Raw genomic sequence first — 23,590 nt, 5'->3', positions numbered from 1 at the left:
CCAGTCGCCGCGCGAGGACGAACCAGAGGTGAACTTCCTCACGATGTAGACCAGTCCGCCGACCAGCAGCAGTGTGCCGGCGTAGGCGTCGAGGGCGGACTCCAGCTGCTCGATCGCGGGAAGGTCGAGGTGGTTGGTCGGCTCGTCGAGGACGAGGAGGTTGACGCCGCGGCCCTGGAGCAGGGCGAGGGCGGCGCGGGTCCGCTCGCCCGGGGACAGGGTCGCCGCCGGGCGCAGCACATGGGCCGCCTTCAGGCCGAACTTGGCCAGCAGGGTGCGCACCTCGGCCGGCTCGGTGTCCGGGACCGCCGCGCAGAACGCCTCCAGGAGACTCTCGGGGCCGTGGAACAGGCCGCGCGCCTGGTCCACCTCGCCGACCAGCACGCCCGAGCCGAGTGCGGCATGCCCGGCGTCCAGCGGAACCCGTCCGAGCAGCGCGCCCAGCAGGGTCGACTTCCCCGCGCCGTTCGCCCCGGTGACCGCGACCCGGTCGGCCCAGTCGATCCGGAGGGAGACGGGACCGAGGCGGAAACCGCCGCGGTGGACCTCGGCATCCCGCAGCGCGGCCACCACCGCCCCGGAGCGCGGGGCCGCCGCGATCTCCATGCGCAGTTCCCACTCCTTGCGCGGTTCCTCGACGGCGTCCAGGCGTTCGATCATGCGCTGGGTCTGCCGAGCCTTGGCGGCCTGCTTCTCGCTGGCCTCGCTGCGGAACTTGCGGCCGATCTTGTCGTTGTCGCCGGCCTTGCGTCGGGCGTTCTTCACGCCCTTGTCCATCCAGGCCCGCTGCGTCCGGGCACGGTCCTCCAGCGCGGCCCGCTTGCCGGCGTACTCCTCGTACTCGTCCCGCGCGTGCCGGCGGGCGACCTCGCGCTCCTCCAGGTAGGCCTCGTAGCCGCCGCCGTAGAGGTTGATCTGCCGCTGTGCGAGGTCGAGTTCGAGGACCCTGGTGACGGTGCGGGTGAGGAACTCGCGGTCGTGGCTGACGACGACGGTGCCGGCGCGCAGGCCGGTCACGAAGCGCTCCAGGCGCTCCAGTCCGTCCAGGTCCAGGTCGTTGGTCGGCTCGTCGAGGAGGAAGACGTCGTACCGGGACAGCAGCAGCGAGGCGAGTCCGGCGCGGGCCGCCTGGCCGCCGGAGAGGGCGGTCATCGGCTGGTCGGGGCCGACGGCGAGGCCCAGCGAGTCGGCGACCTCCTCGGCGCGCTCCTCCAGGTCGGCGCCGCCCAGGTCCAGCCAGCGCTCCAGGCTCGCCGCGTAGGCGTCGTCGGCGCCCGGAGCCCCGTCGACGAGCGCCCGGGTGGCCTCGTCCATGGCCCGCTGCGCGGCGGCGACGCCCGTGCGCCGGGCGAGGAAGGCGCGGACGGTCTCGCCCGGCCTGCGCTCCGGCTCCTGCGGGAGGTGACCGACGGCCGCGGTCGGCGGAGAGAGCCTGATCTCCCCCTGCTCCGGTGCGGTGAGCCCCGCGAGCAGCTTCAGCAGGGTGGACTTGCCGGCACCGTTGGCGCCGACCAGCCCGATCACGTCACCGGGCGCGACGACGAGGTCGAGCCCGCCGAACAGGGTGCGGTCGCCGTGCCCGGCGCTGAGGTTCTTGGCGACGAGGGTTGCAGTCATCAGAGCGCCGATTCTATGGGGCGCCGCCACCGGCCCGTGCCGTGCTCCCTCAGGGGTCCGCCGTCTCCACCAGCACCTCCGAGGAGGTCCTGGCGACGACGTAGGGGCGGCCCCCGACCGCCCGCGCGTCCAAGGGGATGCGGTGGAGTCCGGCGTCGAGGACGCCGTCGAACACCTCCCGCGCCCGGGTGCGGGAGAGCCGGCCGAGCCGGTAGGCGGTGAGGCGGACCCGGCACGGCGCGGTGACCTCGATCCGCGCCTCGCCGTCCGCGGTGACCAGCCGGGCCAGCCGGCGCTGCTCCGCGGGGCTGCGGTCCAGGGCGTGCTCGATGCGGGCGACCAGGAGCGGCAGGACGGGGGTGCGTGCGTCGACGTAACCGACCTCCAGGCCGGCCGCTTCGAACGCCGCGCGTACGGAGGCGCGTTCCGCCTCGCCGACCGTGTGGCCGAACGCGACGGCGCCGTAGCGGCCCAGTTCGTCGGCGGGCACGCCGTGCGCGTCCCGGGTGATGTCGGCGCCGACGCCGATGGTCCGCAGGACGGCGGCGAGCCTGGCGAGCAGGGCGACGCGCGCGCCGATCAGCAGGACGCGGCGGCGTCCCGGTTCGGGCCGGTCCAGCAGGGAGCGCAGCACGGCCCGGTACTCCTCGCCGCGGAAGCGGAACGGCCCTGTGCCGGGGTAGCCGTTGAGCTCCAGGTCGACGTCCTCGGACGTCTGCCAGGCGAAGTCCCGCCAGACGTAGTCGTCGCCGTCCCGCTCGATGAGCGCGGTGACCGCGCCGCAGCCGAGGTCGGCGCACTCGGGGCAGCCGTAGAGCACGTACCGCCCGCCGGGCAGGAGGGCCCCGCCCTCCAGCAGGAGGCTGCGGACCTGCTCGGTGAAGAGGGCGGGCGGCACGTCGGAGGCGAGCGGGGAGACGGCGTCCAGGTCGGACAGCGACAGCAGCAGCGGCCGGCCGTCCACGACGAAGTCGAGGAAGTCCCGGTGGATCTGGTAGCCACCGCCGGCGAGCACCGAACCGGCGCGCATCGCCGGGGCGAGGCCGAAGGTCGCATACACGGCAGACATACGGTGAGTATCCCCGGCGAAGAGGGAAGCCGGGCACGGTGCGGCCCGTTGTGCCGGGGCCGATGCGTGCGGGGCCCGGGGGTGCCCGTGCGCTGCTGGCCGGCCCTCCGCCGGTCCTCCCCCACGCTCCTCCCCGGCCCGCCCGCGGCACTCCCCCCGGATCCGCTCCGGCCGGCGTGGCCGGACGGCTCCCAGGGTGCCGCGGGCGGCGCACGGATGGTCGAAGGGGCACGGCCGGTACGGAGCTGGACGGGGCGCGCGGAACGGGGGAACGGCGTGCGCCGGGCGGGCTGCGGAGCGGCCCTCCGGCGAGGCGGCAGGAGCGTGTGCACGAGGTTCGGACACGGCGGCCGGATGACGATCGTGTGGTCGCGGGGGCCGTGGACATGCTCCGTGACACAGGGATTCCATAGGGTCCCGACGGACACCGTGCTTCTACCCCTTGGAGCTCTCGTGCACCGCAGAATCCTCGCGCCGGGCGCACTCGCCGCGGCGTCGGTCCTGCTGGCGATCCCGGCATCGGCCGCGAGCTACTCCCCCGGCGCGCCCGGCATCGGCGACCCCTACTACCCGGAGTACGGCAACGGCGGATACGACGTCTCCCACTACGACCTGCGGCTGAAGTACCAGCCGGCCACGGACGAGCTGGAGGGCACGGCGACGATCCTGGCGAGGACCACGCAGGACCTGTCGCGCTTCGACCTGGACTTCCTGCTCGATGTGAGCGAGGTGCGCGTCAACGGCACCGCCGCGTCGTTCGCGGCCTCCGGCGAGCACGAGCTGGCGATCACCCCGAAGAGGCCGCTGCCCAAGGGCACGGCCCTCACGGTGGTCGTCCGCTATCGCGGCGTGCCCTCCACGAAGAAGGCCTACGGCTTCACCAGTTGGCACCGCACGCCGGACGGCGGCATCGGGGCCAACGAGCCCGAGGCGGCCTGGTGGTGGTTCCCGAGCAACGACCACCCCCTCGACAAGGCCACCTACGACGTGTCCGTGCTGGTGCCCGACGGTGTCCAGGCCATCTCCAACGGCCGCTTGAAATCGACGAGATCACGGCTCGGCTGGACGCGCTGGAACTGGCGGCAGGACAAGCCGCAGACCACCTATCTGGCCACCCTGGCGGTGGGCCGGTTCGACATCACGCGCAGCACGTCCGAGGGCGGCATCCCCGTCATCAACGCCTACAGCCGAGACCTGGGCGAGAACGAGGGGGCGGCCCGGGCGAGCGTCGAACGCACCGGCGAGATCGTGGACTGGCTCAGCGGGTACTTCGGGCCCTATCCGTTCGGCACGGCGGGCGGCTACGTGCCCGACACCACGACCGGGTACGCCCTGGAGACGCAGACCCGTGTCTACTACAGCCCACGGCAGTTCGCGAACGGCTCCAACACCTCGGTGGTGGTGCACGAGCTGGCCCACCAGTGGTGGGGCGACAGCGTCTCCGTCAAGGGATGGAAGGACATCTGGATCAACGAGGGCTTCGCGCGCTACGCGCAGTGGCTGTGGTCCGAGCACGAGGGCGAGGGCACGGCACAGGAACTGGCCGACTACGTGTACGCCTCGCACCCGGCCGGCGACCCGTTCTGGACGGTGCTGCCCGGTGATCCGGGCCCGGACCACCAGTTCGACATCGCCGTGTACGACCGGGGCGCTCTTGCCATCCAGGCGCTGCGCAACGAGATCGGCGACAAGGCCTTCTTCGCGCTCCTGAAGGACTGGACGCGGCGGTACCGGTACGGCAACGCCTCCGTCGCCGACTTCCGGCGCCTGGCCGAGAACGTCTCCGGCCGGCCGCTGGCCGCGCTGTTCGACACCTGGCTGTTCCAGCCGGTCCGGCCGGGCGCCCCGGCTGCGCGAGAGGCGTCCGTGGCGATGCGGGCGACGGGCTCCCCGGCTGCCCCGGTGCCGCCGAGGTCCTGGAAGAAGATCGCGGCGACGAACGGGGTGCACGGGCACTCCGGCTGATTCCCCGTCAGCAACCGTCCGGTGCCGGCCGGGTCCCGGCCGCGCGGGCGAACAGCTCCGCGCGGCCGATCGCGGCGGTCCCGGTCGACGGCACCGTACAGGCGTGGGCGCCGGCGATCGCTCCGTGGCGGGCACACCGCGCGGGAGGTTCCCCGTTCAGCAGGCCGTGGAGGAAGGCAGCCGCGAAGGCGTCGCCGGCCCCGTTGGAGTCCACCACCGGGGCGGGCGGCGCCACCGCCGGTATGCGGGTCAGCTCTCCGTCGGTCAGCAGATGCGCGCCCTCGGCGCCGGCCGTGGCGACGACGGTGCGAGCCCGGCCCCGTGCGGCGATGCGGCGCATCACCGGCTCGGGGTCGCCCAGCGCGGCGGCCGACAGGAAGACGACGTCCGCGCCGTGGGCGAACGGCTCGTGGTAGGGGTTCTCGCCGTCCCAGTCGTGCAGATCGGTGGAGACCGTGACGCCGGCCTCCCACAGTACGGGCAGCGCCTGCGCGCACGGCTGGGTGATGCAGACGTGGACGTGCCGGGCACGCGCGGCGAGTCCGCGCAACGTGTCCTCGGGCAGCCGGTCGCCGTCGCGGGTGCGGCTGGTGTCGTACAGCGACAGGCGCCGGCCGTCGGGTCCCACGAGGTTGACCGCGCGTTTGGTGCCGGCCGGCTGCGGGACCGCGGTGAGGCCGATGCCGTGGTCCCGGTGGAGCGCGCGGACCAGGTCGCCCTCGGGGTCGTCGCCGAGCAGGTCCAGGTGGTGGGTGCGCAGGCCGAGCGTGGCCAGGCCCACGGCGACGAAGTCGCCGGTCTGTCCGGCACGGGTGCGGATCCCCGACTCGATCATGTAGCTGTCGGCGTAGGGGAGTGGCAGCTCCGGCACGTACACGATGGTGTCCGCACCGGCCCCGCCCAGGACGAGAACGTCGATGTCCCGGTTCACCGGCGTCCCTCCCGGAGTTCGTGCACCGTCGTGACGATCCCCTTTCCGGCCCACCTGCGGCCGGCGGGCGGCGCGGTGCGGGACCATCGGCCGCCCGCCGGTCCTCGCCCCGTGCGGGGCACCTGGACCGGCGCGCCGAGCTGCTCCGTCCGCCCCGCGAGCCGGCCGAGGGCCTCGTCGATCGCCTGGTGGTGCACGGGTGCGCGCCTGCCGCCGGTTCCGACGCCCCGCTGGCCGATCATGTCGGCGCCCCCCACCTCATGAGCGAGCGGGGCGAGTCGCACGGCGCCCAGCGCGCAGTCGTTCGTCGCACGCGCCCGGTGCCGGGCGCGGTGGGCCTGCTCCGGTTCGGGCCGGCGGCGCGACAGCGACCGCCCGAAGCCCCTCCCCCATCCCCCGATGTCGTTGCGGACATGGGCGATCGCCTGGGCACCCCGGCCCGACGGTGCGGTGGCGTCACCCCGGGCATGCATGGTCTCCGGCATGCCGCCACCGTAGACGACGCCACCGACATCGGCTCCGGACCGCCCGCGCGGCTACCGCGTGAGCTCGCTCAACTCGTCGTCGACGTGCTGGGCGACCCGGCGGCGCACGGCGAACCAGCCGGCGACGAGCAGGGCGGCGAGGACCGGGATCAGCAGCAGCGTCTTGCGGCCGACCTCGGGGTCGTTCCCCATCATGCCGAGGCAGACCAGCAGGAAGACGACGGTCACGATCTCGGTGACCGGGCTGCCGGGCAGGCGGAAGGCCGGCCGCGTCACCAGGCCCGCCCGGGCGCGGCGCACGAAGACCAGGTGGCAGACCATGATGATCACCCAGGTGCTGATGATGCCGAGGGAGGCGACGTTCAGCACGATCTCGAAGGCCTGACCGGGCATGAGGTAGTTCAGGACCACGCCGAGCACGCAGACGGCGCAGGTGAGCAGGATGCCGCCGTAGGGCACCTGGCTGCGGCTCATCACGCGGGTGAACCGGGGGGCGGAACCGGCCATGGCCATGGAACGCAGGATGCGGCCGGTGGAGTACAGGCCGGAGTTGAGCGAGGACATGGCGGCCGTGAGGACGACGAGGTTCATCACGTCGCCGGCTCCCCGGACGCCGATCTTCGACAGCACCGTGACGAAGGGGCTCTCGCCGGCGGAGTACAGCGATCCCGGCAGCAGCAGGGCGAGCAGGACGACCGAGCCGACGTAGAACAGGCCGACCCGCCACATGATCGAGTTCACCGCGCGCGGGACGACCCTCTCCGGTTCGGCGGTCTCCCCGGCGGCGACTCCGACCAGTTCCAGCGCGGCGTAGGCGAAGATCACGCCCTGCATGACGAGGACCACGGGCATCACACCGTGCGGGAGGACTCCGCCGTGGGCGGTGATGACGTGCGGGCCGGGGGTCCGGCCGTCCACCTCGTGCCGGGTGGCCAGCAGGAAGACGCCGACCAGCATGAAGGCGACGAGCGTGGCGACCTTGACGATGGCGAACCAGAACTCCATCTCACCGAAGATCTTCACGGAGATGAGGTTGACGGCGAGCACCACCGCGAGGGCGATCAGTGCCAGCACCCACTGCGGGACGGGGGTGAACGGGCTCCAGTAGTGCGTGTAGAGGGCGATCGCGGTGATGTCGGCGATGCCGGTGGTCGACCAGTTCAGGAAGTACATCCAGCCGGCGACATAGGCGCCCTTCTCACCCAGGAACTCGCGCGCGTAGGACACGAAGGAGCCGGACGACGGGCGGTACAGCACCAGTTCGCCGAGCGCGCGGACGACGAAGAAGGCGAAGACGCCGCAGACGAGGTAGGCCAGGGCCAGTGCGGGCCCCGCGTCATGCAGGCGTCCCCCGGCGCCGAGGAAGAGGCCGGTGCCGATCGCGCCGCCGATCGCGATCATGTTGACGTGGCGGTGCTTGAGGTCCTTGCTGTAGCCGGCGTCGCCCGCGTCCGCGGGCGACGTGGCCGCCTCGGGGTGGGCGGCGGCCTGTGCCGTCTGCACGGCGTCCTTGCTCACGGGTGGTTCAACTCTCTGGTGCGCCCGAGCGGGTTGCCCTCGGGTGTCGTACGTGCCTCGGCCCGCGCCGCCGTCGACGCGGCACGGGCCGGAAGATCATCTTCGCAGAAGGATCAACCGCCCTGCGACGGCCCCTGTCACACGGCGTCGCTCCCCACCCGGCACCACCTGCCGGTTTCCGGTGGTGCCGAGGTGGCGTTCCCGTGTCACAGCGCCGGTGAGACAGCGATACTGCTGCACATGACGACCGACACCGAGCAGCCGACGGATCCGACGCTCACCATCGACGAGCTGGCCGCACGCGCGGGCGTCACGGTCCGCACCGTGCGGTTCTACGGCACGAAGGGGCTGCTGCCGCCGCCGGTGATCGGCCCGCGCCGGGTGGGCCGCTACGGGCCGGAGCACCTCGCGCGGCTCGCGCTCATCGAGGAGCTTCAGCACCAGGGGATGACCCTGGCCGCGATCGAGCGCTACCTCGGGCAGCTGCCGCCCGATCTGAGCGCCCGGGAACTCGCGCTGCACCGGGCCGTGGTGGCGTCGTGGGCACCGGACACGGTGGAGACACTGACCCGTGCGGAGCTGGGACGGCGCGCCGGCCGGCCGCTCGCCGACGCGGACGTGGAACGGCTGGCGGCCATGGACGTCGTCGTGCCGGACGGCGGCGCGTACCGCGTCGACGCCGGGCTGCTGCGGCTCGGCGTCGAACTGCTGGACGTGCCGCTGTCGCAGGAGACGGTCCTCGCCGCCCGTGCCGCCCTGATCGAGCACTCCCGCGCCGCCGCACACGCGCTGTCGGACCTGCTGCGTGCCGCGGTCGGCGACCGCGGCACGCGGGACGTGAAGTCCCTGTCCGCCCATATGCACCCACTGGTCGTGCAGGCCCTGCTCACCACGTTCCAGCGGTCGCTGCGGGAGGAGCTGCGCCAGTGGCTCGACGCCGAGGCCGACCGGACCACCGGGCAGGCCGCCTCGCGCCCCGCGGAGCGCGCCGCCCGGCGGCCGGGCGGCTGAACGGCACGCTGCCGCCCGCTCCCCCGTACGCCCCCGCGCAGCCGGCACCCGCGTCCGGCGGGGTGCCGGCCGGACGGCGCACCCTCCGGGGCGACGCCGCCGGTCGGCGCGTCGCCCCGGCGGCGGCTCAGCGGGCGTCGGTGAAGGTCCCGCCCTTCTCCGCCTTCTCCACCAGCAGCGCGGGCGGCGTGAAGCGGTCACCGTAGCGGTCGGCGAGTTCCCGCGCGCGTGCCGCGAAGCCGGCCGGGCCGCCGTCGTAGCCGTCGATGTACTGCAGGACGCCGCCGGTCCAGCCCGGGAAGCCGATCCCGAGGATCGACCCGATGTTGGCGTCGGCGACGGAGGTCAGCACGCCTTCCTCCAGCAGCCGGACGGTGTCCAGTGCCTCGGAGAAGAGCATGCGCTCCTGCATGTCCTCGAACGGGATCCGGTGGCCCGGCCGTGTGAAGTGCTCACGCAGACCCGGCCAGAGGCCCAGGCGCCCGCCGTCCTCGCCGTACTCGTAGAAGCCCGCGCCGCCACTGCGGCCGGTGCGGCCGAACTCGTCGACCATGCGGTCGACGACGGCCTCGGCCGGGTGCGGCGTCCAGGTGCCGCCGGCCTCCTCCACGGCCCGCTTCGACTCGCCCCGGATCTTGCGCGGCAGGGTGAGCGTGAGGTCGTCCATCAGGGAGAGGACCTTGGCCGGGTAGCCGGCCTGGGCGGCCGCCTGCTCCACGGAGGCGGGCTCGATGCCCTCGCCGACCATCGCGACGCCCTCGTTGATGAAGTGCCCGATGACGCGGGAGGTGAAGAAGCCGCGCGAGTCGTTGACGACGATCGGCGTCTTGTTGATCTGCCGCACCAGGTCGAAGGCGCGGGCCAGCGCCTCGTCGCCGGTGCGCTCGCCCTTGATGATCTCCACCAGGGGCATCTTGTCGACGGGCGAGAAGAAATGCAGCCCGATGAAGTCGGTCTGCCTGCGGACGCCCTCGGCGAGCACGGTGATCGGCAGGGTGGAGGTGTTGGAGCACAGCAGCGCGTCCGGCGCGACGACGTCCTGGATCTCCTGGAACACCTTGTGCTTGAGCGCGGTGTCCTCGAACACGGCCTCGATGACCGCGTCGCAGCCCGCGAGGTCGGCGGCCTCGGCGGTGGGCGTGATGCGGGCGAGGAGCGCGTCGGCCTTCTCCTGGGTCGTACGGCCCCTGGCGACAGCCTTGGCGCACAGCTTCTCGGAGTAGCCCTTGCCCTTGGCGGCGGCCTGGGCGGAGACGTCCTTCAGGACGACGTCGAGGCCCGCGCGGGCACAGGAGTAGGCGATGCCCGCGCCCATCATCCCGGCGCCGAGCACGGCCACCCTGCGGACCCGGCGGGGCTCGACGCCCTTCGGGCGGTTGGCACCGGAGTTGACGGCCTGGAGGTCGAAGAAGAACGCCTGGATCATGTTCTTCGAGGTCTGGCCCGCCGCCAGCTCCACGAAGTAGCGGGCCTCGATGAGCTGGGCGGTCTCGAAGTCGACCTGGGCTCCCTCGACGGCGGCGGCGAGGATGCTGCGCGGCGCCGGGTAGGGGGCGCCGTGGGTCTGCTTGCGCAGGGTGGCCGGGAAGGCGGGCAGGTTGGCCGCGAACTTCGGGTTCGACGGCGTGCCGCCCGGGATCCTGTATCCGGGCCGGTCCCAGGGCTGCTGCGACTCCGGGTGGGCGTCGATGAAGGCGCGCGCCCGGGCGATCAGTTCCTCCCGGGTCGTCACGACCTCGTCGACCAGGCCGTTGTCCAGCGCGCGCCGCGGGTTGTACTGGGTGCCCTGGAGGAGGACCTTCAGCAGTGCGTCGGCGATGCCGAGCAGCCGGACGGTGCGCACGACGCCGCCGCCCCCGGGCAGCAGGCCGAGGGTGACCTCCGGACAGCCGATCTTCGAGCCGGGGGCGTCCAGCGCGATGCGGTGGTGGCAGGCCAGCGCGATCTCGTAACCGCCTCCCAGGGCTGCGCCGTTGAGGGCGGCGACGACCGGCTTGCCGAGGGTCTCGATGCGGCGCAGGTTGCGCTTGATGGCGAGGCCGCCGTCGAGCAGGTCCTGTGCGGTCTCGGGGGTCGCGCGGATGAGGTCGCGCAGGTCGCCGCCGGCGAAGAAGGTCTTCTTGGCGGAGGTGACGACGATGCCGCGGATGCCGTCCTTCTCGGCCTCCAGGCGGTCGGTGACCGCGGCGAGGGAGTCGCGGAACGCCTGGTTCATGGTGTTCGCGGACTGGTTGGGGTCGTCCAGGACGAGGGTGACGACGCCGGTGCCGTCCTGCTCCCAGCGGATGGCGGTGGGCTCAGTGCTCATGGAATGTGGCTCCGTGGGTGATCCGTGGTGATCCGTGGGGAGGAGGTCAGATGCGCTCGACGACGGTGGCGATTCCCATGCCGCCGCCGACGCACAGCGTGGCGAGTCCGTAACGCTTGTCCTGGCGCTCCAACTCGTCGACGAGCGTGCCGAGGATCATCGCGCCGGTGGCCCCGAGAGGGTGCCCCAGGGCGATGGCGCCGCCGTTGACGTTGACCTTGTCCAGGCTGAGGCCCATGTCCTTGACGAAGCGCAGGACGACCGCGGCGAACGCCTCGTTGATCTCGACGAGGTCGATGTCGTCGATGGTCAGCCCGGCCTTGGCGAGGGCCTTGCGGGTGGCGGGCGCGGGCCCGGTGAGCATGATGGTCGGCTCGGAGCCGGAGACCGCGGCGGAGACGATCCGCGCGCGGGGGGTCAGCCCGTGGCGCTCTCCGACCTCCCTGGAGCCGATCGCGACGAGGGAGGCGCCGTCGACGATGCCGGAGGAGTTGCCGGCGTGGTGGACGTGGTCGATCTTCTCGACCCAGTGGTACTGCTGCAGGGCGACGGCGTCGAAGCCGCCGAGTTCGCCGATGTCCGCGAAGGACGGCTTGAGTTTCGCCAGGGAGTCGGCGGTGGTGCCGGGGCGCGGGTGCTCGTCGTGGTCGAGGACGACCAGTCCGCTGCGGTCCTTCACCGGGACGACGGACCGCTCGAAGCGGCCTTCCTTCCAGGCGGTGGCCGCCCGTTCCTGCGACAGTGCCGCGTACTCGTCGACGTCCCGGCGGGAGAAGCCCTCGATGGTGGCGATGAGGTCGGCGCCGATGCCCTGCGGGACGAAGTTGACGGCGAGGTTGGTCATGGGGTCGTTGAACCAGGCGCCGCCGTCGGAGGCCATGGGCACGCGCGACATGGACTCGACGCCGCCCGCGAGGATCAGGTCCTCCCAGCCGGACCGGACCTTGGCGGCGGCCAGGTTGACGGCCTCCAGGCCCGAGGCGCAGAAGCGGTTCTCCTGCACGCCCGCGACCGAGTCCGGCAGTCCGGCGGCGATCGCGGCGATGCGGGCGATGTCGGAGCCCTGGTCGCCGACCGGGCCGACGACTCCGAGCACGATGTCGTCGATCGCCGCCGGGTCCAGGCCCGGGAAGCGGTCGCGCAGCTCGTGGATGAGACCGACGACCAGGTCGATGGGCTTGGTGCCGTGCAGGGCGCCGTCTGCCTTGCCGCGCCCGCGCGGGGTGCGGATCGCGTCGTACACGTACGCTTCGGTGCTCACGAGGTGGCCTTTCGCTGAGGGTGACCGGGCGTGGTTCCCGCGTGCGGGTGCGCGGCCGGGTTTCCGGGCGGGGGAAGCAGGTGGGGTACGTCCCAGTCGCGGGCCACGTCCGCCGTGTGGGCGCCGGGCCGGGCGGGACCGGTGCGGACGGCGGTCGGGGTCGCCGAGAAGCGGGGCGCGGGGGCGGGCTGGGTGAGGCCGGCGTGGTCGGTGAAGGTGCCGCGGGCCGCCAGATGCGGGTGGTGCGGCGCCTCCCGCAGGGACAGCACGGGCGCCACGCACGCGTCCGATCCCTCGAACAGGGCGGTCCACTCGTCCCTGGTGCGGGTCCGGAACCGGGCGGCGACCTCCTCGCGCAGGGCGCCCCAGCGCGAGGGGTCCTCGTGGGCACGGGCCTGGTCCTCGATGCCGAGGATGCGGACGAACTCCTCGTAGAACCGCGGTTCCAGCGCGCCGACGGCCATGTACTGCCCGTCGGAGGTGGCGTAGGTGCCGTAGTACGGGCAGCCGCCGTCCAGGAGGTTGGCGCCGCGCCGGTCCTGCCAGGCACCGGCCGCGAGCATGCCGTGGATCATGGAGGCCAGGTGGGCGGCACCGTCGACGATGGCGGCGTCGACGACCTGCCCGGTGCCGCCCGCGCGTGCGTGGTGGAGGGCGGCGAGGACGCCGACGACGAGGTAGAGGGAGCCGCCCGCGTAGTCGCCGACCAGGTTCGCGGGGACGGCCGGCGGCTGGTCGGCGCGGCCGATCAGGCCGAGGGTGCCGGTGACGGCGATGTAGCCGATGTCGTGGCCGGCGCGCTGGGCCAGCGGCCCCTGCTGGCCCCATCCGGTCATCCGGCCGTAGACGAGTCGGGGGTTGCGGGCGTGGCAGTCGGCGGGGCCGACGCCGAGGCGTTCGGCGACGCCCGGGCGGTAGCCCTCGATGAGGACGTCGGCGCGGGCTGCGAGGTCGAGGACGCGGGCGGGGCCGTCGGCCGCCTTCAGGTCGACCACGACCGAGCGCTTGTTGCGGTTGGTGACGTCGCAGGCGGGGTCGATGCCGAGTCCGGGCCCGCCGGGACGGTCCACGCGGACGACGTCGGCGCCGAGGTCGGCCAGCAGCATGGCGGCGAAGGGGCCCGGGCCGATCCCGGCCAGCTCCACCACGCGCACGCCGCTGAGGGGGCCCTGCCCCGCTGTCGGTGCCGCTGTCATCCAGCCCCCTCGCTGTGACACAAACGATGTAACACCAGTGATGCTAAGAACGTGTTCCAGTGGGCACAAGACCCGGACGAGCAAGCGCTTAGCCAATTATGGATGCGCGGACGGCCGCCCGGGGAGCGACGCGACGGGCGTGGTGTCGCGCGGTCGCACCGGGGGCGCCCGCACCGCGGCCGTCGCCCCGCGCTAGCCTCGGCCCCCGACAGCGGCCCGACGCAGGATCGAGAGGTGTCATGAGCAGGCTGAAAAAAACGGATCGCCCGTACGACATCGTGCTCTTCGGAGCCACCGGCTTCGTCGGCACCCTGACCGCGGAGTACCTCGCCGCGCACGCGCCCGAGGACCTGCGCTGGGCGATCGCCGGCCGCAGCGAGCGGAAGCTGGCGCAACTGCGGGAGCGGCTGCCGGACGGCGAACGGGTGGGGGTGCTGACGGCGGACGTCTCCGACCCCGCCTCGGTGCGCGCTCTCGCCGAGCAGGCGCGCGTGGTGGCGACGACCGTCGGCCCCTACGTCCGGTACGGCGAGCAACTCGTCGCCGCCTGCGCCGAGACCGGCGCCGACTACGTCGACCTGACCGGCGAGCCGGAGTTCGTGGACCTGATGTACGTCCGCCACGACGCACGCGCACGTGAGACGGGTGCCCGCCTGGTGCACGCCTGCGGGTTCGACTCGATCCCCCATGACCTGGGCGTCCTGTACACCGTGCGGCACCTGCCCAAGGGCGTGCCGCTGGCGGTGGACGGCTTCGTGACCGCCGACGCGACGTTCTCCGGCGGCACCCTCGCCTCGGCGCTGAACCAGTTCGCGCGCGGTGGGCACCTGCTGGCCGCCGCGCGGGAGCGCAGGCGGCACGAGCCGAGGCTGCTCGGCCGCCGGGCGCAGGCCCCGGCTGGGGCGCCCCGGTTCGCCAGGGAGGTGGGCGCCTGGGCGCTGCCCCTGCCGACCATCGACCCGCAGATCGTGCGCCGCTCGGCCCAGAAGCTCGCCGCCTACGGTCCCGACTTCCGCTACCGCCACTACGCCGCGGTACGGCATCTGCCCATGGCGCTGGGCGGGGTCGCGGCCGTCGGGGCGCTGTTCGCCGCGGCGCAGGTGCCGCCCGCCCGGCGCTGGCTGTCGGACCGGCTGAAGCCGGGCGAGGGGCCGGACGCCGAGAAGCGGGCGCGGAGCTGGTTCACGGTGCGCTTCGTCGGTGAGGGCGGCGGTCGGCGCGTCCTCACCGAGGTCTCCGGCGGCGACCCCGGCTACGGCGAGACGGCGAAGATGCTCGCCGAGTCGGCGCTCTGCCTTGCCCTCGACGACCTGCCACCGACAGCGGGGCAGGTGACCACGGCGGTGGCCATGGGCGACACACTGGTCGAACGGCTGCGGGCGGCGGGCCTGCGGTTCCGGGTGGCGGCGCAGCGCTGACGAAGTCGCCCCGGGAGCGGGCGCGTCGGGGGCGGACCCCGCGAGCGGGCCGGTCCGGCGGCGTCCGGCCCCACCCGCCGCCGCGGTGCCGGTGCAAGAGCCTACGCCTCGGGCCCGCGGGGCGTGGGTGCCCGCCGGGTCGTCGCCTCCCGAAGCGCCCGCCGGCACAGGGAGTCCGCCCGGCGGGTCGTCTCGGGCAGGCGGTGGGCCGGGGTGAGCGCCAGGACGTGGGCGCAGGCGTTGCCCAGGGCGACGCGGTGCCCCACGGACACGAAGACCGGCTTGACCCCGTCCCGGGTGCGCAGGGCCCGGCCGACCACCTCCTCGCCCGCGAGCAACGGCGAGGAGGAGCCGCGCCGTGGGCCGGGATCGTCGTACGAGAAGGTGAACGGGTTCTTGGCCACCCCGATCACCGGCAGGCCGGTGAGCACGCCGAGGTGGCTGGCCAGGCCGAAGCGGCGCGGGTGGGCGAGGCCGTAGCCGTCGCACACGACCAGGCCGGGCGGACGGGGCAGGGCGTCCAGCGCCGCCAGCACCGCGGGAATCTCCCGGAACGCGAGCAGACCGGGCACGTAGGGGAAGGACACCCGGCCGACCGCGGTGGCCTCGGCCGCGACGTCGAGGCTGGCCGCGTCCAGGACGACGGCCGCCGCCACGACGACGTCCCGTTCGTCGTCGTAGGCGACGTCGACACCGGTGACATGCCCGGTCCCCGGTTCCGGTCCCGGCTCGTCGATCACCACTCGGGCCCGCAGCTCGTCCTGGACGGCGCGGGCCTCCTCCTCGGTCGCGGGCCATCCCGCGGGAATGCGCACGGTCATGATGGGGCGAGCCTACGGGGCGCCACCCGGACGCCGTAGGCTCTCGATCATGTTCGTACTGGAGCTGGACTACATCGCCCCACTCGACGCCGTGGACGCTCTTCTCGACGCGCACGTGGCGTGGCTCGACGGGCACTACGCCCGGGGGACCTTCCTGGCGTCGGGCCGCAAGGAGCCCCGCGAGGGCGGGATCATCCTCGCCGTGGCCGAGAGCCGGGCACGGGTCGAGGAACTCACCGCCGGCGACCCGTTCGTCGTCGCGGGGGTCTGCACCTACCGGATCACCGAGTTCATCGCCACCAGGACAACGCCCGCGCTGGCCGCCTTCCGGGAGACGCTCGGCTGAGCCCGGCGGCTCCCCGGGACGCTACGAGCCCTCACCGGCCACGGCGGAACCGGCTGCCCGGCCGCGGCTGCGCACGACTGCGGTGACAGAGGTCACTCGGCTCCGGGGTGCACGCTGGGGCCGGTTCCTACGTCTGTTGAAGTGCCGGTGCCCTCCACCCGTCCAGGGCCGAGCCGTCACAAGGGAGCAAGGCGTTGTCCACCGTCATCGCGCAGCCCGTCGAGGCGCGGCTCGTCGCCGCCGCGCCCCGCATGCCGAACATCCCCGCCACGCTGCACTACGACCGGCGGGACCCCTTCGCGGTCCGCATGACCTTCCCCGCCCCGGCCACGCTGGAGGGCGTGGACGTCTGCTGGACCTTCGCCCGTGAGTTGCTCGCGGCCGGCCTCGACGGCCCCGAGGGCCACGGCGACGTCCGGGTGTGGCCGTACGGGTTCGACCGCACGGTCCTGGAGTTCCACGCTCCGGAGGGCACCGCGGTCGTCCATGTCCACTCCTCCGACATCCGCCGGTTCCTGGAAGCGACCGGCGCCCTGGTGCCGGTCGGCCTGGAGCACGTGCAGCTCGATCTGGACCACCACCTGGCGGAGTTGATGCGCGACGCCCGCTGACGGGCGGAGTCGGCCAACGCGTCGTACCCGCCGCGGTCGAGGCCACCGGCCAGGACCCGTACGCCCCGTGCCCAGCAGCTCCCCTGCGGCGCGGCGGACCACGGCCTCCGCGGCCCGAGCGAGTCACGCACCGGCGCTGATCCGCGCGGCACCAGGGGCCGCCGGCACTAGTAGCCGTCCAGAGGCGAGGTTATTCGCCGGGAGCCGCCGCCGACCTGGTGGTCCGTTCCGCTGAGCAGGGTGTTCGTGGCGCGGAGCGACTCCTTCTCACCGCCCAGCCGGGTCAGCAGGGCCTGAACCTGAGTACCCCAGGTGTCGTGTGCGGCCCTGAGGGCGCCCGAGGTCGCCCAGCCGTCTCCGTCCCTGGCGGAGAACGCCTTGATCGCGGTGCCGGTCGCCTCGTCCGCCAGGTCGCCCGCCCTGCGGGTGCCCGGCTCGATGGTGACCTCGATGGATCTGGCGGCCTTCTTCTTCTCCGCCGGGGTGGAGGCGAGGCAGGGACCCTGCGCGCTGCCGCCGTTCCCGCCTGTCCCGCCCGGATCCATCGGTACCTGGTTGAGCTGCATGCCGACATCGCCCATCGCGTGTCTCCTCCCCCTTGCGCCGGTTGGCTGCGTCACGCGCACCGCATGGCCGTGCCGGCCGCCTCGGTGAACTCCTCGGTGAACCCTGCCGCGTCCGGCAGGTGTGTGGCGGCACGTTCGGATGCGTCGAAGTACCTGAGGTCGAGCGCGAAGACCGTGGCCCTGCCCGCGCACTCGGCCCGATTGACGTCGCGTCCGGTGAAGGCGGCGGCGAGAGCGGGATCGCTGACGACGGCGAGGTGGGCGAAGGCGCCGTCCTTGTCACCGTCGAACGAGAGGTCGCAGTACAGGCTGCCCCGGTCAGGCGATCCGATGACCTGCTCGATCACACGGCGGCCCGTGGGCCCTTGCGCCTTCGCGAGCTGGAACCCTGCGATGCCGCACACCTTGTCGAGATCCGCTGCCCGGGCGGGCGACGGCGCCAGTGTACGGGTGACCGCGTCACCGTAGCCGGGCGCGGCGCAGCCGGCGGACCCGTCGATCAGGGCACGTGAGGCCGCTGCCAGCAGATCCCGCATGCCGTCTGCGTCGCCTGTGGTGTCCTGACTGGTGACGCTGGCGTGCAGGACCGGGCTCGCTCCCTGACTGTCACCGGACTTCGCGCAGGCGGCCGGCAACAGCGCCCACCCGCCGTAGGCGTCGTACGCGCCGTGTGTGCCGCCCGACATGACGTGTCGGTCCGCGGAGATCTCCCAGGTGCCCCTTCGGAAGGGGAAACCGGCCTGCTCCGTCACGCTGCGCAGACTGAGGCGCTTGTCCTGTCCCGGCAGCCACCCGGCCTGCCGGATCGTGCATGTGGTGGCCGAGTCCTCGGAGGCCGACACTCTGCCGAGGCCACCGCCCAGGGCCCGGGCCGCCTCGTCGGGAGTCACCCAACCGTGACAGATCCGACCGGAGTTGAGGACGTTCGTGTTGAAGTACGCGAACGCCCCGCCCAGGAGCACGGCCATCGCGGCCGCACCGGCGGTCCAGGCCCCCCGGCGGGATCGTCGCCGGGGCGGATCGCCGACCGCCGTGTCGTCCACCGACTGCGTGTTGTCCACCGTGTCCTACTCCCAACCGAGATAGACGGCCGCGTCTCCGCGCGACGCTCCGTACGACTGCTTGGCCTCGTCCCGCATCGCCTGCCACGCGTCCCAGTCGGGGTCGTGCCCGGAGTTGGTCTGGGCGTGGATGTCCACGCCGCGTTCCTCGGCCCAGCGGTCGATCATGTCGTACGTGCCGTTGACACCGGACGCGTAGTGGGCCGAGTTGTTCTCCTGCGCCTGTGAACTCGCCGCGTCCGCTACGTCCTTGGACCACTCGTAGGTGGCCGCGTCGATCAGGCGCTGCGTCGTGTCGCCGAACACGGGCAGGCCGGTGACGGGGGCGCCCGCGAAGTGGTAGGCGTACCGGGCCATGTCGTTGACGGCGGCGATCTTCCCGTCGCGCTCGTCGAGGATGACGTCGGAGCCGATGGAGTTCATCGCCCCGGTCACCGCGCCAAGGTCGCGTGCGGGGTTCTTCCAGGCGTCGTTGCCGGCACCTGCCGACTCCGGAGCATGCGTCAACTGGTCCATGGCGTAGTGACGTTGGGTGTCCTGCAACAGCGCGTAGGTCTGGTCGTCGGCGGACAGGCCGCGCATGACACGCATCAGGCTGTCCTTGCCGACGGTGATTCCGGCCTTGTCGCCGTCGGTCCAGATCTCGTCCTTGCCCTCGGGGCTGCCGTACTTGGTGCCGTTCTCGGCGAGGATGTTGTGGTTGTCCGCCGCGTAGTCGGCCATGGCGTGCCCCAACGGCCTGCGCAGATTGGCGTGGACGTCCTCGCCACCGGCGCCGGCGTCAAGGATGTTGATCGCGGCCTGCATGACGCGGGCCTGCGCGGCGGTGTGCGCACTCGGCCTGCCGCCCGGTTCGCCCTCGTGAAGCGGCTCGTGGCCCGTGGTCGCCGCCTCCAGGGCCCGGCCGAGGCCGATGCGGCTGGTCGGATCGTCCAGATCGGTCACGCTGATGCCCGTGATCGTGTTCTTCGGCCACTCTCGTGCGCCGTCGCCACTGCCCGCCAGGTACTTCACATGGTCGTTGCCGACATGGTCGGATCCCGAGCCGTTGCCCTGCGGGTCGAAGAACGCCGTCGCGGCGTCCGGGTTACGGCTCATCAGGTCGAGGACGCCGTCCACAGCGTCCGTCTCCACGCCCTTGTGGCCGGGACCCCACATGGTGAAGATGCCCGGGTGGTCCTTCTCGGCCCGGATCATCCGGTCGCCCAGGTCGTACAGGAACTGGTCGTCGAAGTCCTGGTCGGCGTGCTGCATCAGGCTGACGTAGGACTGATAGCCGTACAGGGGATTGGTGTTGGGGCCGAAGTTCTTCGTCCCCTCCTTCTTCATCCCTTCCGTCCACTCCCTGTAGAAGGAGCCGTCCTTGCTGTTCACCCAGGCGGCGAACGCGGGCGAGCCGGGCGGCATGTCCTTCACGCTCCCGGGCACGGCCGTCGCCGTGGCCACGGAGTTGGCGAGGTTCTTCTCCGTCTCGGCCAGCTGGAGCCTCTGCGCACCGTCGGCGTCCTGGAACCGGTCGTTGAGCTCGTTGCCCAGTTTGATCACCGCCTGCGGGCCGAGATCGTGCAGCAGCTCCTGGCTGAACGCCCTGTCACCGCGGTTGTCACGCAGCGCCCGCCGCAACTGCTCCATCTCCTCGGCGGAGACCTCCTCGCCGTCGGCCACCCGCCGGGCGACGCCCTCGATCGCGTCCTCCTCGTACGACTCGATGTCGCCCTTGGCGCCGGCGTTGAACCCGCCCGGCATTCCGTGAAGCGGGTCGCTGTCCTTCACCACCGCGTTCAAGGCGATCTTCACGCCCTCGTCCGCGTCGGCGACCGCCCGGACCGCAGCATCGATGTGCGCGGTCCACGACCGCTCGGTCTCGGGCAGGTCCGGGTCGTGATGGATGGCGAAAGCTTCCTGCTGACTCACCTTCGAAAAGTCGAAGTGACACACGCCCTGGTCGGAGACCTTCATCCCGGCCTCGATCGCGTCGTCACGGGCCCGCGCCACACGCATCTTGAGGTCGACGAACTGGGTATGGGCGTCCCGCAGCAGCGAGGCGACGGCCCTGGCCTCCGTCTGCGCGGCCTGAATCTCCCTGAGCGTGACATCGAAGCGCGTGTTGGCCGCGTTCGCGCTCAAGCCGCTCCAGACCGGCCCACCCAGCGAGATGCCGTGCACGTCGTCCCGGTACGAGGGCTCCACGTTGTCGTGGAGGTCCTTGGCCATGTCGTCCCACTTCTGCGCCGCCGTCGTCAGCGCCGACAGATCAGTGGCCATCACTTCGTGATAGGTCGGCATCGCCCGCCCCCCCAACTTGATCAGTACGATCCGCCCGCCATGCTAACCATGGGCTTCCGGTCTCCCGCACGACCGGGCTGGTGGCGGCCGGTGGCAGCCGGGGGAGATCCGCCGCCTGCGGGCGCCCTCGGTGGGTCCGCCCGGCACGGTCCGCGGACCCGCCGAAAACGCTTTGACGCCCCACAAGTCCCCTTCGTACGGTGCTCTCGGTTCTGTTGCCGTCGACAGGAGAAGGACGTTGCTCGTCTGAGGTTCTGAGACACCGCGTCACACACGTGCAGTGTGTCTACGTGGCGTGCGACCTCGACGTCCGAGCCGTCCTCCGGCGCAGGGGCCCTTCCGTGCTCCCTGCCTCCAGGACCCGCCTCCCCGTGGTGGCCGCCGTGCGGTGTCTCGACATGTGTTCGTCCCCGACCCGCACCGACGCACCTGCGAGGCCTCATGTCCGCGTCCATGTCCCCGTCCATCACGTGCACGTCCCTGTCCTTCGCCTGGCCCGACGGCACCGCCGTCCTCGACGGCCTCGACGCCGCCTTCGGCCCCGGCCGGACCGGGCTCGTCGGCGTCAACGGCTCCGGCAAGTCGACCCTGCTGAAGCTGATCGCCGGGGAACTCGCCCCGGCCGGCGGCACCGTCCGGGTCGCCGGAGACGTCGGGTGGCTCCCGCAGAACGTCACGCTCGACACCGCCCTGCGGGTCGACGAGGTGCTCGGCATCGCCGAACGACGTGCCGCGCTGCACGCCATCGAGTCCGGCGACGTCGGCGAGGAGCACTTCGAGAGCGTCGGCGACGACTGGAACGTGGAGGAGCGCGCCCTGGCCACCCTGGGCGAACTCGGCCTCGGCCACATCGGCCTGGACCGCACCATCGGCGAGTTGTCGGGCGGCGAGTCCGTGCTGCTTCGGCTGGCCGCACTGCTGCTGCGCCGCCCGGACGTGCTGCTCCTCGACGAGCCCACCAACGACCTGGACCTGTACGCCCGCAGGCGGTTGCACGCCGCCCTGGAGGCGTGGTCCGGAGTCCTCGTCGTGGTCAGCCACGACCGGGAACTGCTCGGCCTGGTCGACCAGATCGCCGACCTGCGTTCCGGGGAGATCACCTGGTACGGCGGCAACCTCCCGGACTACGAGGAGGCCCTCGCCGCCGAACAGGACGCGGCCGAGCGGATGCTCCGGGTCGCCGAGGCGGACCTGAGGAAGCAGAAGCGCGAACTGGTCGAGGCGCACTCCAAGCTGGCGCAGCGCAAGCGCTACGCCGACAGGATGTACGAGACCAAGCGCGAGCCCCGCGCCGTGATGAAGCTGAGAAAGCGCGCGGCCCAGGTCTCCGCCGGCAAGCACCGGCTCCTGCACGAGGACCGGCTGGCGGGGGCGAGGCAGCGGCTCGACGAGGCGGTGGAGGCGGTACGGGACGACGACGAGATCCGCGTCGACCTGCCGTACACGGCGGTGCCGCCCGGCCGGTCGGTGCTCACACTGCGGGATCTGTCCCTGGCGCACGGCGCTCGCCTCGACGGCGGGCTGGAGCTGCGCGGCCCGGAACGGATCGCGCTGGTCGGCCGCAACGGGGCGGGCAAGACAACGCTGCTGCGCACGATCGCCGGGGAGTTGGAGCCGGTCTCGGGTGAGGTGGCGGTGCACGTTCCACTGCGTTTTCTGCCGCAGCGACTCGACATCCTCGACGACGAGCTGACCGTCGTGCAGAACGTGGCCCGGTTCGCTCCGGACGCCACCGACAACCGGATCCGTGCGCGCCTGGCCCGCTTCCTGTTCCGGGGTGCCCGTGCCGACCGGCAGGTGGCCACGCTGTCCGGCGGAGAGCGTTTCCGGGCGGCACTGGCGGCGTTGCTGCTGGCGGAGCCGGCCCCGCAGCTGCTGATGCTGGACGAACCGACGAACAACCTCGACATGGCCAGCGTGCGGCAGCTGACCACGGCCCTGGAGTCGTACGCGGGGGCGCTCGTCGTGGCCAGCCACGACCTGCCGTTCCTGGAGTCGATCGGCATCACCCGCTGGCTGGTGCTGGAGGAGGGCGCGCTGAGGCGGGCCACGGGGGAACATCCGGGCAGGACCGCCGGCTGACCGCGCGGGCCGGCGCCCACCGGCCGGCCGCGCGGGCCGGGTCCCCGTGGGCCCGGCCTGCGCCCCGGCCCACCGGTGCCGCATGATGGGTTGCGCAGACCCGCACGTCGATACGGAGGCCAGCTCGTGCCCAGCAAGAAGGCCCTCGTCCGCCGCCCCGGCCCCCGCCTCGCCGAGGGCCTGGTGACGCACAGGGAGCGGGAGAAGGTCGATGCGGAACTGGCCGCCGAGCAGTGGGAGGCCTATGTCGCCGCCCTGCACGGGCACGGCTGGGAGACCTTCGAGGTGGAGCCCGCCGACGACTGCCCGGACTCCGTGTTCGTCGAGGACACGGTGGTCATGTACAGGAACGTGGCGCTGATCACCCGGCCGGGTGCCGAGTCCCGGCGGGAGGAGACCGCGGGGGTCGAGGAGGCCGTGGCGGCGCTGGGTTGCTCGGTCAACTGGGTCTGGGAGCCGGGAACGCTGGACGGCGGTGACGTGCTGAAGGTCGGCGACACGCTCTACGTCGGCCGGGGCGGCCGGACCAACGCGGCCGGGGTGCAGCAGCTGCGGGCCGTCTTCGAGCCGCTCGGGGCACGGGTCGTCGCCGTGCCGGTGAGCAGGGTGCTGCACCTGAAGTCGGCGGTCACCGCGCTGCCGGACGGAACGGTGATCGGGCACATCCCCCAGGTGGACCGGCCGGCGTTGTTCCCGCGGTTCCTGGCCGTGCCGGAGGAGTCCGGCGCCCACGTGGTGCTGCTGGGCGGCAGCACGCTGCTGATGGCGGCGAGCGCCCCGCAGACCGCGGAGCTGCTGACCGACCTCGGCTTCGAGGTGGTCACGGCGGACATCGGCGAGTTCGAGAAGCTCGAAGGCTGTGTGACGTGTCTCTCGGTGCGTCTGCGGGAGCTGTACGCCTGACGGGTGATGCCTTCCCGCTTTCAGCCCTGGGACCTGCGGGTGCCGGGGCTCTTCCGCATGCCCGCGTCACCCTTGGCCGCCCTAGCTGATCAGCACTCTTTACGCGGATCTTAACCTACGGCTTCGTAACCTACG

19 protein-coding genes are annotated in these 23,590 nt (G+C 72.7%); 7 read left to right on the top strand and 12 right to left on the bottom strand.

The genetic code is table 11. The features are described 5' to 3' along the window. A partial coding sequence (locus I3F54_RS10115; RefSeq protein WP_240118319.1) for an ATP-binding cassette domain-containing protein occupies positions 1–1,617 on the bottom strand: 1,617 nt, incomplete at its 3' end. 49 nt (positions 1,618–1,666) lie between these two features. Further along, entirely contained in the window at positions 1,667–2,686 is a 1,020-nt protein-coding gene (locus tag I3F54_RS10110) for an oxidoreductase (protein ID WP_240118318.1), read from the bottom strand. A gap of 453 nt (positions 2,687–3,139) precedes the next feature. Between I3F54_RS10110 and I3F54_RS10105 the strand changes: the two genes are divergently transcribed. Continuing rightward, positions 3,140–4,651: a M1 family metallopeptidase gene (locus I3F54_RS10105; protein ID WP_240118317.1), complete on the top strand. Its 1,512-nt coding sequence runs from the start codon at positions 3,140–3,142 to the stop codon at positions 4,649–4,651. A gap of 7 nt (positions 4,652–4,658) precedes the next feature. Here I3F54_RS10105 and I3F54_RS10100 read toward each other — a convergent pair whose 3' ends face one another. Genes I3F54_RS10100 through I3F54_RS10090 form a run of 3 tightly spaced genes read right to left on the bottom strand, consistent with a single transcriptional unit; the run spans position 4,659 to position 7,585 of the window. Then, positions 4,659–5,582, bottom strand: coding sequence for a PfkB family carbohydrate kinase (locus I3F54_RS10100; protein WP_240118316.1), 924 nt, complete (start codon positions 5,580–5,582; stop codon positions 4,659–4,661). Continuing rightward, positions 5,579–6,067, bottom strand: coding sequence for an Appr-1-p processing protein (locus tag I3F54_RS10095; protein ID WP_240118315.1), 489 nt, complete (start codon positions 6,065–6,067; stop codon positions 5,579–5,581). The genes I3F54_RS10100 and I3F54_RS10095 overlap by 4 nt, the downstream gene beginning before the upstream one ends. Positions 6,068–6,118: 51 nt before the next feature. Beyond that, on the bottom strand, positions 6,119–7,585 hold the full coding sequence (locus tag I3F54_RS10090) for an amino acid permease (protein ID WP_240118314.1): 1,467 nt from the start codon (positions 7,583–7,585) through the stop codon (positions 6,119–6,121). 240 nt (positions 7,586–7,825) lie between these two features. Here I3F54_RS10090 and I3F54_RS10085 point away from each other — a divergent pair, with 240 nt between their 5' ends. Then, positions 7,826–8,596: a MerR family transcriptional regulator gene (locus I3F54_RS10085; protein WP_240118313.1), complete on the top strand. Its 771-nt coding sequence runs from the start codon at positions 7,826–7,828 to the stop codon at positions 8,594–8,596. A gap of 127 nt (positions 8,597–8,723) precedes the next feature. Here the strand turns inward: I3F54_RS10085 and I3F54_RS10080 are convergent, their stop codons facing one another. Genes I3F54_RS10080 through I3F54_RS10070 form a run of 3 tightly spaced genes read right to left on the bottom strand, consistent with a single transcriptional unit; the run spans position 8,724 to position 13,361 of the window. Then, entirely contained in the window at positions 8,724–10,904 is a 2,181-nt protein-coding gene (locus I3F54_RS10080) for a 3-hydroxyacyl-CoA dehydrogenase NAD-binding domain-containing protein (protein WP_240118312.1), read from the bottom strand. A 46-nt stretch (positions 10,905–10,950) separates the two neighbouring features. Beyond that, the gene (locus I3F54_RS10075; protein ID WP_240118311.1) at positions 10,951–12,165 is read right to left on the bottom strand and encodes an acetyl-CoA C-acetyltransferase; all 1,215 of its coding nucleotides are present in this window, start codon (positions 12,163–12,165) and stop codon (positions 10,951–10,953) included. Further along, positions 12,162–13,361, bottom strand: coding sequence for a CaiB/BaiF CoA-transferase family protein (locus I3F54_RS10070; RefSeq protein WP_240118310.1), 1,200 nt, complete (start codon positions 13,359–13,361; stop codon positions 12,162–12,164). The genes I3F54_RS10075 and I3F54_RS10070 overlap by 4 nt, the downstream gene beginning before the upstream one ends. A gap of 239 nt (positions 13,362–13,600) precedes the next feature. Between I3F54_RS10070 and I3F54_RS10065 the strand changes: the two genes are divergently transcribed. Beyond that, a complete protein-coding gene (locus tag I3F54_RS10065; protein WP_240118309.1) occupies positions 13,601–14,779 on the top strand; it encodes a trans-acting enoyl reductase family protein in 1,179 nt (392 codons plus the stop codon). A 101-nt stretch (positions 14,780–14,880) separates the two neighbouring features. On the opposite strand, the gene I3F54_RS10060 is transcribed toward I3F54_RS10065, so the two are convergent. Continuing rightward, entirely contained in the window at positions 14,881–15,603 is a 723-nt protein-coding gene (locus I3F54_RS10060; RefSeq protein WP_240118331.1) for an endonuclease V, read from the bottom strand. Between the two features lie 46 nt (positions 15,604–15,649). Between I3F54_RS10060 and I3F54_RS10055 the strand changes: the two genes are divergently transcribed. After that, positions 15,650–15,946: a YciI family protein gene (locus I3F54_RS10055; protein ID WP_240118308.1), complete on the top strand. Its 297-nt coding sequence runs from the start codon at positions 15,650–15,652 to the stop codon at positions 15,944–15,946. A 194-nt stretch (positions 15,947–16,140) separates the two neighbouring features. Beyond that, positions 16,141–16,557 carry an SsgA family sporulation/cell division regulator gene (locus tag I3F54_RS10050; RefSeq protein WP_240118307.1) on the top strand — a complete coding sequence of 139 codons (417 nt, stop codon included), beginning with the start codon at positions 16,141–16,143 and terminating at the stop codon, positions 16,555–16,557. Between the two features lie 167 nt (positions 16,558–16,724). On the opposite strand, the gene I3F54_RS10045 is transcribed toward I3F54_RS10050, so the two are convergent. From I3F54_RS10045 to I3F54_RS10035, 3 genes are read right to left on the bottom strand one after another with little or no spacing between them, the layout of a single operon-like run. After that, positions 16,725–17,138 (bottom strand): hypothetical protein, encoded by a 414-nt coding sequence (locus I3F54_RS10045; protein ID WP_240118306.1) that lies wholly within the window; start codon positions 17,136–17,138, stop codon positions 16,725–16,727. Between the two features lie 35 nt (positions 17,139–17,173). After that, positions 17,174–18,184 (bottom strand): hypothetical protein, encoded by a 1,011-nt coding sequence (locus tag I3F54_RS10040; RefSeq protein WP_240118305.1) that lies wholly within the window; start codon positions 18,182–18,184, stop codon positions 17,174–17,176. A 6-nt stretch (positions 18,185–18,190) separates the two neighbouring features. Beyond that, entirely contained in the window at positions 18,191–20,449 is a 2,259-nt protein-coding gene (locus I3F54_RS10035) for a hypothetical protein (RefSeq protein ID WP_240118304.1), read from the bottom strand. Between the two features lie 474 nt (positions 20,450–20,923). On the opposite strand from I3F54_RS10035, the gene I3F54_RS10030 reads away from it, so the two are divergent. After that, positions 20,924–22,552: an ABC-F family ATP-binding cassette domain-containing protein gene (locus I3F54_RS10030; protein ID WP_240118303.1), complete on the top strand. Its 1,629-nt coding sequence runs from the start codon at positions 20,924–20,926 to the stop codon at positions 22,550–22,552. 126 nt (positions 22,553–22,678) lie between these two features. After that, positions 22,679–23,455 (top strand): dimethylargininase, encoded by a 777-nt coding sequence (ddaH, locus tag I3F54_RS10025; RefSeq protein WP_240118302.1) that lies wholly within the window; start codon positions 22,679–22,681, stop codon positions 23,453–23,455. Positions 23,456–23,590: the final 135 nt, after the last annotated feature.

The organism is Streptomyces sp. MUM 2J, assembly GCF_022414535.1.
GTDB lineage: Bacteria > Actinomycetota > Actinomycetes > Streptomycetales > Streptomycetaceae > Streptomyces.
This window is presented reverse-complemented; position numbering and strand designations above follow the sequence as displayed.